General features: G+C 34.1%; 10 protein-coding genes. 3 read left to right on the forward strand and 7 right to left on the reverse strand.

What is annotated here, in order from left to right; genetic code table 11:
- Nucleotides 1–19: 19 nt before the first annotated feature.
- Genes BKH43_RS08495 through xseA form a run of 6 tightly spaced genes read right to left on the reverse strand, consistent with a single transcriptional unit; the run spans nt 20 to nt 7,579 of the window.
- Nucleotides 20–196 (reverse strand): hypothetical protein, encoded by a 177-nt coding sequence (locus tag BKH43_RS08495; protein ID WP_172402339.1) that lies wholly within the window; start codon nt 194–196, stop codon nt 20–22.
- A gap of 12 nt (nt 197–208) precedes the next feature.
- Nucleotides 209–1,201 (reverse strand): tryptophan--tRNA ligase, encoded by a 993-nt coding sequence (gene trpS / locus BKH43_RS06655; protein WP_095229874.1) that lies wholly within the window; start codon nt 1,199–1,201, stop codon nt 209–211.
- Nucleotides 1,202–1,801 (reverse strand): hypothetical protein, encoded by a 600-nt coding sequence (locus BKH43_RS06660; protein WP_095229876.1) that lies wholly within the window; start codon nt 1,799–1,801, stop codon nt 1,202–1,204. It lies immediately after the preceding gene.
- Nucleotides 1,798–3,474, reverse strand: a complete 1,677-nt coding sequence (locus tag BKH43_RS06665; RefSeq protein ID WP_095229878.1) for an AAA family ATPase — start codon at nt 3,472–3,474, stop codon at nt 1,798–1,800. The genes BKH43_RS06660 and BKH43_RS06665 overlap by 4 nt, the downstream gene beginning before the upstream one ends.
- Before the next feature lie 9 nt (nt 3,475–3,483).
- Nucleotides 3,484–6,363: a hypothetical protein gene (locus BKH43_RS06670; RefSeq protein WP_095229880.1), complete on the reverse strand. Its 2,880-nt coding sequence runs from the start codon at nt 6,361–6,363 to the stop codon at nt 3,484–3,486.
- A 52-nt stretch (nt 6,364–6,415) separates the two neighbouring features.
- Nucleotides 6,416–7,579, reverse strand: a complete 1,164-nt coding sequence (gene xseA, locus BKH43_RS06675; protein WP_172402340.1) for an exodeoxyribonuclease VII large subunit — start codon at nt 7,577–7,579, stop codon at nt 6,416–6,418.
- 284 nt (nt 7,580–7,863) lie between these two features.
- On the opposite strand from xseA, the gene BKH43_RS06680 reads away from it, so the two are divergent.
- The 3 genes from BKH43_RS06680 to dnaK are packed head-to-tail and all read left to right on the forward strand — an operon-like array spanning nt 7,864 to nt 11,180.
- Complete coding sequence (locus BKH43_RS06680; protein WP_095229884.1) at nt 7,864–8,724, forward strand: hypothetical protein; 861 nt, start codon at nt 7,864–7,866, stop codon at nt 8,722–8,724.
- Nucleotides 8,725–8,739: 15 nt separating this feature from the next.
- On the forward strand, nt 8,740–9,276 hold the full coding sequence (gene grpE / locus BKH43_RS06685) for a nucleotide exchange factor GrpE (protein ID WP_095229885.1): 537 nt from the start codon (nt 8,740–8,742) through the stop codon (nt 9,274–9,276).
- Nucleotides 9,277–9,296: 20 nt separating this feature from the next.
- A complete protein-coding gene (gene dnaK / locus BKH43_RS06690; protein ID WP_095229887.1) occupies nt 9,297–11,180 on the forward strand; it encodes a molecular chaperone DnaK in 1,884 nt (627 codons plus the stop codon).
- A gap of 1,205 nt (nt 11,181–12,385) precedes the next feature.
- Here dnaK and BKH43_RS06695 read toward each other — a convergent pair.
- Nucleotides 12,386–13,690: a hypothetical protein gene (locus BKH43_RS06695; RefSeq protein ID WP_095229890.1), complete on the reverse strand. Its 1,305-nt coding sequence runs from the start codon at nt 13,688–13,690 to the stop codon at nt 12,386–12,388.
- Between the last annotated feature and the right edge of the window lie 129 nt (nt 13,691–13,819).

A 13,819-nucleotide genomic window follows, 5' to 3' on the forward strand; every position in this document is an offset into this window, starting at 1 on the left:
GCCTTAATACACGCACGCCCTACTCGTCTTGAAACTCTTGTAAAGTTTCAAGGTGCATCCTTATCTCTTCTATCATAGCTTTAAAAGCTTCTACGTTTCTGTTGTCAACTTTGTCAAAGTGACTTTCTAACTCATCTAAGTTATCTTGAATCTGGGCTATAGATAAAAGAATGTCCTCTTTTATAATCTCATCCATGCTTTCTCCTTTTTAAATTAAGCCTACCAACGCCTTAGCTCGTTTATAAGTTTCATTAGCGATGCTTTCTACTTCAGCTTGAGACTGATAAAGCACTTTTTCTAAGTAAGCCTTATCATTTATCAGTCTGAAATATTCTTCTCTGATCGGCAGTAGTCTATCTATAATCTTTTGACTTAAAGCTTCCTTAAATTTACCGTAGTTTGGAAAGTTAAGCACTATTTCCTCCCTTTTCTCACCACTTAGTGCTTCATAAATACACAAAAGATTATAAATGCCCGGCCTAGTTTCATCAAAGGCCAAAAAGCCCTTATCATCAGTAGTGGCCTTTTTTATCTTTTTAACTATGTCATCATCACTATCTAAAAGTGATATAGAGTTGTACTTAGACTTGCTAGACTTACTCATCTTAGAGGTTGGATCATCTAAGGCCATAACGCGCGCACCAACTTTTGGAATCATAGGCTCTGGTACTACAAAACACTCTCCATATCTTTCATTAAATCTTTGTGCTACGTTTCTTGCAAGTTCTAGATGCTGCTTTTGATCATCTCCTACTGGCACAAGATTAGTATCATAAAGCAAGATATCAGCAGCCATTAAAGCTGGGTAGTTAAAAAGACCTACATTAATATCTTTTGGATTTTTAGCTGACTTATCTTTAAACTGTGTCATGCGGTTCATCTCACCCATAGGGATGTTGCAATCTAGTATCCAAGAAAGAGCAGGATGTGCGTCAATAGTGCTTTGTATAAAAAGCTTAGACTTTTTTGTATCTATCCCACAAGCAAGCAGCATAGCGCAAAGCTCAAAAGTCTTAGTTTCTAGAATCTTTGGATCTTGATAAACAGTTATAGCATGACTATTAACTATGCAGTAGATGTTGTCATATAAGTCTTGACTATCAACCCAGTTTTTTATAGCTCCAAGATAGTTACCTAAATGTATATCTCCAGTTGGCTGTATGCCTGAAAAAACTCTTTGTTTTTTTGCTTGTTTGTTCACTTACTCTCCTTTAATCAAAAAGTGATTATAACTTTTAGCGTATATAACACTTGCATGCTTTTTAAAAAACTCACACACAAAACTAGATTCTATAATGCTATCTTTACCACCTAAGATAATATAAATCCTAGCCTTACTAGCTATATCTTTTAAACCTTCATAACTATAGTTTAAAAGGCTTTCTAGCTCCTTAGTGCTACCTAGTTTTATGTACCTACTAACATCTACATCATCTAGCATATAGTTAGTAACATTCATATCTTTTTGTACTTTAATGCCTGCGCGCCCTAAAAAACTATCCATATATTTAAATGCATCTTTTTTAAAAAGAGCAAGCTGCATGGCTTTAAACTTAGAATCTTTAGCACTAAAAAGTGCTGGTGAGATAAGCACTAAGTTAGTTACCCTCTCTCCTTTTTGAATCTTACTTAGCGCTAGGCTAAAAGCCTCATTTGCTCCCTTACTAAAGCCTACTATATCAAAGTCACCTTGAAAGTTATCTATGCAAAATGGTGAGTTAGAGAAAAAAGACTTTGTAAAAAATCCACTCTTAAAAAACTCGCTTTCTCCTTGCAAGCAAAAACCTGAAAAATAAGTCATCCTACTATCTTTGCTATATCAGCTTTTGTAAGTTTTTCTTTTTCTAACAACTCACTAGCTATACTTGCTATATGATCCTTATTAGCATAGATAAAGTCTTTATGTGTCTCAAGGGCGGAGTTAAGGATTTCTAACATGTCATTATTATCAGTTAAAAGCCTACTAGCCATGCCATAAACTTCACACATCTGCTTAGCAAGATTCTTAGCTAAGCTTAAGTCATCTTTTGCAGCGATTAAAGGCTCTAGGTTATAGACTTCTAAGCCTAGATTCCCACTTAAAGCAATCTTAATCTTATTTAAAATATCTGACTTGCTAGCGTGATTTGGCAAGGTGCTAGAGATGACATTTTGTATCAAAGAGATCTTTTGAAACTCATCATCAAGCCAGTATAAAGAAAGTGCCTTACTAGCGTTATATATAGCCATACTTTTTTTCTGACTTAAATCAAGACTAGCTTCTTTTTTCTTACCCATAACTATCTTTTCACTAGCATAGGTGATATCTTGCATATTTATACTAGCTCTATTATGTCTTAGTGCATTAAGTGCTGCTTCATTTATAAGACTTGAAAGACTAGCTCCACTAAAACCAACACACATCTTAGCAACTTCTTTTATATCTAGCTCATAGCTTTTATCTTTTAGATAAACCTTTAATATCTCTTCTCTTTCGCTTAAATCAGGCAAGTCAACTATAACGCGCCTATCAAAGCGTCCACTTCTTAAAAGTGCACTATCTAGTACTTCAAGCTGGTTAGTAGCAGCTATAACTATAACGCCACTTCGCTCTTCAAAACCATCCATCTGAGTTAAAAGCTCATTTAAAGTAGCTTCTCTTTCATCATTTCTATTATTCCCCCTAGCCTTACCTACTGCATCTATCTCATCTATGAAAATAATTGAAGGTGCGTGTTGCAAAGCTTTTTCAAAAAGACTTTTAACCCTCTTTGCGCCCATACCTACATAGATTTGCACAAAGCTACTTCCACTTTGATAGAAAAATGGCACTCCTGCCTCGCCTGCAACAGCTTTAGCTATCATAGTTTTTCCAACTCCTGGAGGCCCTACTAAAAGCACGCCTTTAGGAAGTTTGATGTTTAAGTCTTGATATTTTTTAGGATTTTTAAGATAGTCTATAACTTCTAAAAGCTCTTCTTTTACTTCTTTAATGCCTGCTACATCATCAAAACTTACGTTGCTTTTAGTCATAGATATATTTTCACCTAAGATTGGGTCTTCTTTGTGCTTTAAACCTTCATTTATCATACTTCTATACTGGGCTAGGTGTTCTTCTTTTTTTCGATTTATCTTTCTTTTTAGCTTATACATATAAATTAGATAAGCTATAACTAAAAGTAACACTATCCCTAAAAATATACTACTTACAAAGCTAGTAAGCACATCTTCTTTAGGATTTATATCAACACCTTGTAAGTTAAGGCTAGTTAGGTTTATAGAATCTTTTTTTACTTTATAGACTATGTTATTTTTCATATAAAAAAAGTCATAGTTTTTTGTAACTTCTATCTTACTAGGCCTGTGACTTGCTAAAACATCCTTTACAAAGTCCCCATCTACTGGGATAGACCTGTCCTTAAAGTAAAGCACAAGGGCAAGGATGATGACGATTATGATAGCAACTATGGCTACAAATATGTTTTTATTCTTCACATTCACTTCTTAAGTGCCTCCTATATTTAAGCTAGTAGTATGCACATACTTTGGTAACTCAACCCTTGCATCTATTAAAGGTAGATTGTAAACAACTAAGGCATTTTTGTTCATTAAGTTTATATAAAAGTTTTCATCACTGTTAAAAAGCCCATCTTGAGAAAGTAAAATCCTAACTAAAAAATCTCTCCCTAAAGTCTCTAAGTTAGAATCTAAGGCTTTTAAAAAAGCGCTTTTATCAGAGTGTAGACACTTTATAGCTACACTTAAGGAAGAAAGCTCTCTTGCTAGTGCTTTAAAACGCAGCTCATCTTCAATATATAAGGTGCATTTAGTATTTAAAATATTAGCGATTATTAAGATAATACCAGCTTGTAATAAGTCATCTTCCTTGCTTACAAAAAGCATGATAGGTAGTGGGCGCTTACACATAGCCTCTTTACTTTTAGAATCTAGTATCTCTAAATCCTGCATAAACCTACTAGCATACTCAAAAAACTCACAACTTAAAGACCGCAAAAACTCTAACTCATACTCATTTAAAATCCTACTAAGTGCGCCTATAACATCACAGTATCCACTCTTTTGACTTTTAAAGTTTAGTGTTTTTGGCAAACTAAAGTCTTCTAAAAGATAGCTAGATCCAAAAGGACTTAAAAGCCCTGGCTTATGATCTTGATAGCTAAAGCTTTCTAGTTTGTATTCTAATCTTACATTAATATTAACATTAGTCTTAAAGCCTTTTATAACTAGATCTTGTTCTCTTTTGCTATAACTAAAAAGCGAGATACTTCCTAATTCTAAATCTTTTTCTTTTTGTATAAACTCTTCTAAACTTGCCCTAAAAACTTCTATCTTAAATGCCTCTTGCAAGATAGAAAAGTAAGAGTTAGCATAGATAGCTTTTATATTTTTATTAGTTATAAGTGCATAGTTTATACACATAAGGGCTAAGTTTATATCACTAGTATCACTTACATATATAACATTAGGCACTAAAGAAAAAGCTTTTATATCACTAACTAAGTTAGTAAAGCTACCCTCTTCACAAAGACTTAAATACTCCTCTTTAGACCTAAAAGCTAAAGTAGTAGCATCAAGTTTTATGGGTGCTTTTTTTATGTATAAGTTTGGTTTGTTTTCTTTTAGCTTAGATTCAAAAACCATAAAAGCACATAGCTCTAGAGCCTCACTAAAGACACTACTTAGCACCCTAGTTAGTTTGGAATCTTTTAAAACTAAAATATTGCCATTTAGTAAATTTACTATAACTAGACTTACTAGCTCTTCTAGATTAAGATTAGATTGCAAACTTACTAGCTTGTAGGGATTAAAGGCTATATTACTAGAAACTTCACGCATCCTTTTATATCTATAAGCATAAAAATTGAGTATATCAACCACGTTATAAACTAGCTCGCTAACTATGAAGCTTGAAGTATCATATAGCTCATATAAACTAGTAAAAAAAGATTCTAAGTTTTTATCAAGGCAGTCTATGCATTTTTTAACTAGCAAGATTCTATTTTCCACGCTAGCTAAAAACGCTATATCACTTTTTAAATCTCTGCTAATCTCACACTCACTAAGCAAAGAACTAGGTTTTAGCCTATGTCTTAAGGCTACTTTAAAGTTTTCAAAATCATGTTTTAAAAGACTTCTTTTTGGAGCAAGAAAAGTTTTTGGAGGAGTATTAAAGCCCTTATAAACATCACTTTTTAAAACTTCACTACTCCTTTTTATGGTGTAGTTTTTAAGGTTAAGCATGGCAGTTTTTAATCTTTTGTGAAAAAAAGTTGTAACACTTGGGCTTAAAGTCTTTAAGGATAAAACTTTAAGGTTGTACCTTAGGGCTAGTTTTAAAAGGGCTGGATTAAGCATGGAATCTATCTCATAAATAAAGTCTTTTGAGATAGTATGGCTTAGATACATTATAGAGAGATCATTAGTTACTATATGAGTTTTTATCCCCTTACTAGCTAGCTCTCTAAGCGTGGCAAACAAACTAGCATATTTATTAATACCAGCTTTAAAATAAAGTGGGCCAGTGTCTTCTTTGTTCTCATAACAAACTAGCCTTAAAGCAAGCTTTATCTTGCTAGCTTTATAAACTTCTATGAAGCTAGCTACTAACTCACTAAGTGAGATAAGACTTATATCTATACTTAAGATAAGTTCTAGGTTTTTAGCCTCTACTAGCTTTAAAGCACTTAAGACTAGCTCAAAGTAGCCTTCTTCTATATTTAAAAGCACTCCTTTAGAATCTGCATTTTTCTCTGGCGTAGATTCTATATTTTTTAAACTACAAGCAAGCTCTTTTACAAAAAGCTCATCTTTTATAAACCTAGACCTACTTACTAGATGAAAGATATCTAAGAGTATAAAACTAACTCTTGCATCATTTAAGATCTCTTTATAGTACTCTAAGTCGCTACTTAGTCTTTCTTTAGAAAAAGGAAGATTACTAAGTACTTCTATAGCTAGAGGAAAGCTTTTCTCATAGCCTTTTAGTTTTAAGACTTTAAGATTTTTAAGTAGCAAACTTTTTGCCTTAGACTTCATAGTATGTTTTAGCAAGCCTAGAGGTAAAAGTCTAAGTGAAACTAAATACATCTGCAAGATATCAAAGCTGCTAAAAGGCTTAGTTTTTAGCAAGGTTGATAAGACATAACTTCTAAGGTTTTTTTTAAGATAAGACTTATTAGAAGAAAGCACATGGACATTTAGTAGCTCACTTATAAACTTATAGTCTTCTTCCCTAGTTTGTTTTAGCAGTCTAAGTGCCCTTAGTTCAAAAGGACTTAGTTTTTTTCTTGTAAAACTTAGCCATGCTTTTATGTCTACATCCTTTGTAGTGTTAGCTTTTATATTTTTAGAAATATCAGACATCTATCCCTCCTAACCTTACAAAGGACTGCTTTTTTATCATCTTTAAAGTTAGTTATAAAACTATCTTTGCCACTCTAGTAACTTCAAGGTTACTTAACTCTACTACATCATCTTTTTTAAGCTCTGCTAAAGTAAGTACTTTTCCATCCTTGCTTATCTCTACTAAACTATTAAGCTGCTTGTTTGCTGGGTTTAAATTAGTTAGGTTTGAGTTTAAAAGCTCTAATCTTTTTTCATACCCTCTAAATAAATCTTGCATAGCGTAGTTAAGTCTTTCTTTTTTTGAAGTAAGCAAGGCTAGCTTAGCTTCAAGCTTGGTTTTTGGGCTAAGTGAGGCAAGCTTAGAATCTAAGCTATTTAAAAGCATAAGTTTTTGAAGTAAGATGTTTTTAAAGGTATGTTTTAAGTTAGCTAACTTAGAGTTTAAAGCACTTTTTAGTGTAGCAGTCTCTGGTAGTATAAGCTCCATAGCAGCACTAGGAGTTGGTGCGCGAAGATCACTTACATAATCACTTATAGTGTAGTCTATCTCATGTCCTATGGCACTTACAACTGGAATCTTACACTTTGCTATAGCGTAGGCAACTTCCCTTTCATTAAAACACCAAAGATCTTCTATACTCCCTCCCCCACGGGCTAAAACTATAACATCAGCTCCTAGTTTATCAGCGAACTTAAGACTACTAACTATAGAATCTTTTGCGCTACTTCCTTGCATTAAAGTATCAAGCACATGCAGCCTAACTAGTGGAAAGCGTGCTTGTGCAACACTTTTCATATCCTGTAAAGCAGCCCCTGTGATAGAAGTTATCAAAACTATATCTTTTGGAATCATAGGAAGCTTTTTTTTGTTTTCAAATAAGCCCTTAGATTCTAACTCTAGCTTTAAGTCATCAAACATCTTTTTCAAAGCCCCTAGCCCATCCATGACAAAAGAGTAAACATTAATACTATAAGTGCCATTAGGTATATAACAGTTTAACTTTCCGCTTAAAACTATTTGCATGCCCTGGGCTAATCTAATAGTACTTTTTTGTGCATAGGACTTAAAAAACACACAAGATATAGAAGAAAACTCATCTTTTAAAGTGAAGTAAACATGGCCACTTGAATGATAAGTAACGCGAGAAACTTCGCCTTGAACGCTTACTTCTCCAAAATGTGCATCAAAGAGATTAGATATCTTTTTGTTTAGCTCTGTTACTTTTAGTGGCAAGTTTTTATCCTTTGAGATTAAAGGTCTAATTATACTTGATGTCCATGCATACGTGGTTTATAGTAAGGATATATTTCACCTGTGGCCCATTTAATTATTCTATACTTTAGTCTAATAGACTAAATAATAGTAAGTTTATGTATATAAGAATAGTTAGTCCTAAAAGCTAAGATTTATCAAAAATTAGCAAAATATTATATTAAGTGCTAATTTTGTTTACTAATTTTTAGCTATACTGCCCAGATATTTAAAAAGAGGTTTAAGTTACTACAAGAGGTTACTAGATGATAAGCAAGAAGATGATATTACTTAACAGTATTATTAAGCACTATATAGAGACTAAAGAGCCAGTTGGCTCTGAGACATTAAGGGTGCATCTTAGTGAAGATATCAAGATCTCTTCAGCTAGCATTAGAAACTACTTTAAAGCCCTTGTTAGTGAAGGTGACTTACTTATGCCTCATGCTAGTAGTGGTCGTATACCAACTGCTAATAGTGTCAAAAGATATCAAAAAACTAGCCTTGAACCTGTGCTTAGACAGCCTTTTAAGGGTGATAAAAAGCTTATGAGTAAGCTTAGTGAGATGTATAAAGTTTATGTTGTTATACATATTGATAGCAAAAATACTTTAGAAAATGTAGAAAACTTTAACTCCAAGTATCTAATCTTAGAGTTTAGTAAAGACCAAGTAGCACTTGATTTTTCTGATGCTTTATATCGCTTTGCAAACGAGATGATAGGGCTTAGTGCAGAAGAGATAGGTCATATAGCAAATAGCGTAGGAGCTTTTGTGCTAGGAGATAAACTAGGAAACTTGAAGTATGAAGTTTATAGATTTGGAAGTGAATATTTAATAGATCTTTTAAAAGGGGATGGCAAACTATATCTAGAGTTTTTAAGTGGAGAAGTGCTTTTAAAACATAGAAATGGAATCTATTTTAATGAACCTAGTTCTTTTAGCGAGTTTGCTTCATTTAGTAGTTTAGGGGCTATAGAAAGTTTTACTAGTTTTGAAAATCAAGCTAGAAACTTTCACATGTCTATAATCAATGACATCACATATCAAAATAAGGAGGCTAGGATGCTATGTTTTGGCAATTTATTTACGGATTATGAAGAGCTTTATAATCAAATATCTATCTAAAGAAAGGAGACTAAAATGCACAAAGATGAGACAAGTACTAACACAAGTAGTAATGAACAAGATATAACTAAAGAACAAGACCAAGTAAGCCCTGAAGAAAAAGCAAATGAGCATATAGATGCTTTAAAAGCCAAGATTAAAGAGCTAGAAGAGGCTAACCTTAGGACGCACGCTGATTTTGAAAACGTTAAAAAAAGGCTAGCAAGAGAAAAAGATAGTGCACTAGATTATGCTTATGAGGCTTTTGCTAAAGACTTATTAAGCGTTGTTGATGCACTAGAGCGTGCTTTAGAATCTGCAAAAGATGCAAATCAAGAAAGCATAGCTACAGGCATAAATCTAACACTTGATAATCTCTTAAAGGTTTTAGGCAAACATGGAGTTAGTAAGGTTGATTGCAGTGGAGAGTTTAATCCAAGCTTACATGATGGAATCATGCATGAAGTTAATGAAGCTAAAAAAGATGGTGAGATATCTCGCGTCTTGCAAGTTGGCTACACATATAAAGATAGAGTTTTAAGACCAGCAATGGTTTCAATCACAAAAAATTAAATTTAAAATAAGGAAAGAATATGTCAAAAGTATTAGGTATAGACTTAGGAACAACAAACTCAGCTATGGCTATCTATGAAGGCAATGAAGCTAAGATCATAGTTAATAAAGAAGGTAAAAACACTACTCCTTCAATAGTTGCTTTTACTGATAAAAATGAAATCCTAGTAGGCGAGGTAGCAAAACGCCAAGCTATCACTAACCCTAAAAAAACTATCTATTCTATAAAAAGAATTATGGGTTTAATGTTTAATGAAGAAAAAGCAAAAGAAGCAGAAGCTAGGCTTCCTTATAACATAGTAGATAGAAATGGCGCTTGTGCTGTTGAGATAGGCGATAAAGTCTACACTCCTCAAGAGATAAGTGCAAAAATACTAAATAAACTAAAAGAAGATGCAGAGGCCTACTTAGGTGAAAAGATAACTGAAGCAGTTATCACAGTACCAGCTTACTTTAATGATAGTCAAAGAAAGGCTACTAAAGAAGCAGGAACTATAGCTGGTCTTAATGTACTTAGAATCATAAATGAACCAACTGCTGCAGCCCTTGCTTACGGTCTAGATAAAAAAGAAGCTGAAAAGATAGTAGTTTATGACCTAGGTGGTGGTACTTTTGATGTGACTGTGCTTGAAACTGGTGATAAAGTAGTAGAAGTTTTAGCTACTGGAGGAGATGCTTTCTTAGGTGGTGATGACTTTGATAATAGAGTTATAGACTGGTTGGCTGAAGAGTTTAAAAGCGAAACTGGTATAGATATCAAAAAAGACATCATGGCACTTCAAAGACTAAAAGACGCTGCAGAAAATGCTAAAAAAGAACTAAGTAGTGCAACTGAGACTGAGATAAATCTTCCTTTTATCACAGCTGATGCAAGTGGCCCTAAACACTTAGTTAAAAAGCTAACTCGTGCTAAATTTGAAAGCCTAATAGATGACTTAATAGAATCTACTATCAAAAAAATAGGCGATGTTATAAAAGATGCTGGCCTTAAAACAAGCGATATAAGCGAAGTAGTTATGGTTGGTGGGTCTACTAGGATCCCTAAAGTTCAAGAAAGAGTAAAAGAGTTCATAGGTAAAGACTTAAATAAATCTGTTAACCCTGATGAAGTAGTGGCCATTGGTGCTGCTATACAAGGTGGAGTTTTAAAAGGTGATGTTAAAGATATCTTACTACTTGATGTTACTCCTTTAAGTTTAGGTATAGAAACTCTAGGTGGTGTTATGACTAAAGTTATAGATAGAGGTGCGACAATACCTATCAAAAAATCTCAAGTCTTTAGTACAGCTCAAGATAACCAACCAGCAGTTAGCATCTCTGTCCTTCAAGGTGAAAGAGAAATGGCAAAAGATAATAAGTCTTTAGGTATGTTTGATCTTCAAGGTATACCACCAGCTCCAAGAGGTGTACCACAAATCGAAGTTACTTTTGACATAGACGCTAATGGAATCTTAACTGTGTCTGCAAAAGATAAAAACACTGGAACTTCTCAAGAGATCAAAATCACAGGAAGCAGCGGCTTAAGTGATAGCGAGATAGAAAAGATGGTAAAAGACGCTGAACTTCATAAAGAAGAAGATGCAAAAAGAAAAGTGGTTATAGAAGCTAGAAATAACGCTGATGCTGTAGTTCATCAAGCTGAAAAGTTTGTAAGTGAATCTAAAGACAAGATAGATGCAAGCGAGCTTTCTAACCTAGAAACTCAAACTAACGCGCTAAAAGAAGCTACTAAAAATGAAGCTGCAAGTGCAGATGAGTTAAACGCTAAAACTAAAGCCCTCCAAGAAGCACTAGCAAAAGCTATGCAAGCTAGTGGTGCACAAGGTCAACCTAACCAAGGAGGCGAGCAAGCAAGTCCTAAAAAAGATGATGATGTAATAGACGCAGAAGTCGAAGATAAGTAAAACACTTTTAAAGAGTAAGGTTTAGGCCTTACTCTTTAAAAAATCGTATATCATAGGCAAGATTACTCCTTTTACAATCTTTGTAATTTATCGTTGCAAAGGGCGCTAGTTCCCTGTAGCAATCTTGTGTTAGATAAGCCCTCAAGCTTTTAATTCCAGAATCTATATCCCCCGCACACTTGTTTTTGCTACGTAAAAACAAAAGGCAAAAAAGCTTAAATGCTTTGCGCTTTTTTAAGTTGTGTGTTGTTTGGCAAAGCACTACTCGAGCCCGTTTCGTGGTGTAAAAATCACGAAAAAGTGAGCAGTAGTGCGAACGCGTGATTTTTACTAGAAACGGATTAAGCGAGGCTCTCCCCTTGATTGCCGAAAAAGTACCTTTTTCGGGGCTAAGGGGAGCGGGGAGGGGTTAAACCCCTTTTTGGTTGAAAGAAAACATACAAATAATAAGCAATACGACAAAGAAAGTGTTGGAATGAATATCTGGTCAATAGTTGTTTAGCTCACGCCGAAAAAGGCTCTCTAAAAAGAAAGCCCTAGTTGCTTAGAAACTAGTACTAGTTTCAAAGAAGCTACGCTTTCGCAGGCTTTGTGGGAGTGAGGAGGGGTTAAACCCCTTTTTGGTTAGAAAAAAACATAAAAATAATAAATAATGCAAAAAAAGAAACTGTTGGAATAAAGAACCAGTAAATTTTGCAAAAACCAGTTAGGCACTTAAGACTTTTAATTCCAGAATCTACTTTTAAGAAATCTTTGTCTTTTGGCAAGGGGGACAAGGGGGCCTAATTGCGATGCGGTCCCCTTATCCCCCTTGCCTAACCCCCAATCCCCCGCACGCTTGTTTTTGCTAAAGCAAAAACGAAAGACAAAAAAGCTTAAATGCTTTGCGCTTTTTTAAGTTGTGTGTTGTTTGGCAAAGCACTACTCGAGCCCGTTTCGTGGTGTAAAAATCACGAAAAAGTGAGCAGTAGTGCGAACGCGTGATTTTTACTAGAAACGGAATTAGCGAGGCCCTCCCCTTGATTGCCGAAAAAGAGCCTTTTTCGGGGTTAAGGGGAGCGGGGAGGGGTTAAACCCCTTTTTGGTTGAAAAAAAATCTACAAATAATAAACACTGTGAAAAAGAAACTGTTGGAATAAAGATTTAGTAATTCTTGCAAAAAGAGTAATTTTGCCTATGCTATACGATTCTATATCACATAGAATCTACCTTAGTTTATAATGCCTTTTTAAAGCCCTTACACCAAGTCCTATATACAAACTCCTAGCGACTAGATAAGATATAAAACTAATCTTTCTTTTTAGCCCCACACAAAACACAGTAACTTTATATAAAACAAAGTTTTTTACCCTAAGTTTTAAAAGCATCCTAATCTCAAGACTTAATCTTTTATCATCTTTTAAAAAACTTAGTTGCCTTATAAGCAAGAATATATTTAAAGGATCTTGCTTTTTGTAGGTATACATTAAAGCTGGCATAATAAGTCCTTCAAGCATGCAAGTTAGTTGAGAGCGTAAAGACTTTAAAGCTTCCTTGCTAAGCCCTTTAAACTTAAAAAGTACTAGATAGCTATCTAGGGCTGCAAAAAAATGGCAGTAGGTATTAAAGTAAGTTCTTATCTCAACGCTAGTTTTAAAGCGATCTTTAAGAGGCTTAAGCCAAGAAGGAACTTCTATCTTAGAATCTTTAGCATAATTAGATATAGACCCACCTCTCATGCGATAAGCTATAAGTTTATATGGCACTGCTTTTATAAAGCTAGCCTTAGCAAGCAGTATCATCCCAAAGTTAACATCTTCTATATCTAAAAATGGCGTAAAACGAAGGGCTATTTTATTTAAGTAAGCATTACTTATAAGACCATGCCAACCAAAGTTTATATAGGTATCTTTTATGTTTGTTTGTAAACTATTACCACTAAACTCTTTATCTTTAAATATCTTATAAAGCTGGTTTGTAAAGTTTTGTTCTTCATCTTCCTTACTTAAGTTTATAGGCCCCTTATCACAAAATATTGAGTAGTAGTGGATTAAAACTTCAGTGTTGCTGCTAGCTTCACTTACACAAACTTCTATGCACCTAGATTCCATATAATCATCACTATCAAAGTAGTGTATAAACTGCTTACTTGGCAAGTCTTGGTTTAAAAAAAGAGTGATGTCTTTTAGTTTAAAGTTAAAAAAGCCTCTTGCATCATATTCAAAACACTCTAAAAGAGTTTGGCTAGGAAGTTTTGGAGTGATATTTAAAAAAGTATGTAAGGTTTGTTTTTTAAAGTAGTTTTCTAAGTTAGTAAGTTTTATAAGCTCTTTTTTAGTAAAGCTACCAGTAAGGTTTGTGTTTTTAAAACTATAGTTTTTAGTGCTACTTTTAATATTTTCTTGCGATAAGTCTATGCCTTGTACAAAGTAGTTTTTATAGGTTATAAAAAGTAGATTAAAAGTTTTATAAAAGTTTAGACTAAAAGGAGCATTGCTAAAGATGGTCCTTGAATGAAAGCTGGCGCGCACGACTGGCTGGCTGGCTGGCTGGCTGGCTGGCTGGCTGGCTGGCTGGCTGGCTGGCTGGCTGGCTATAAGTATAATTTGTATTAGCTAAATTTATAGAATCTAAAGTTATATATTTTTCTTTTTTAGATT

The organism is Helicobacter sp. 13S00401-1 (genome assembly GCF_002272925.1).
GTDB lineage: Bacteria > Campylobacterota > Campylobacteria > Campylobacterales > Helicobacteraceae > Helicobacter_I.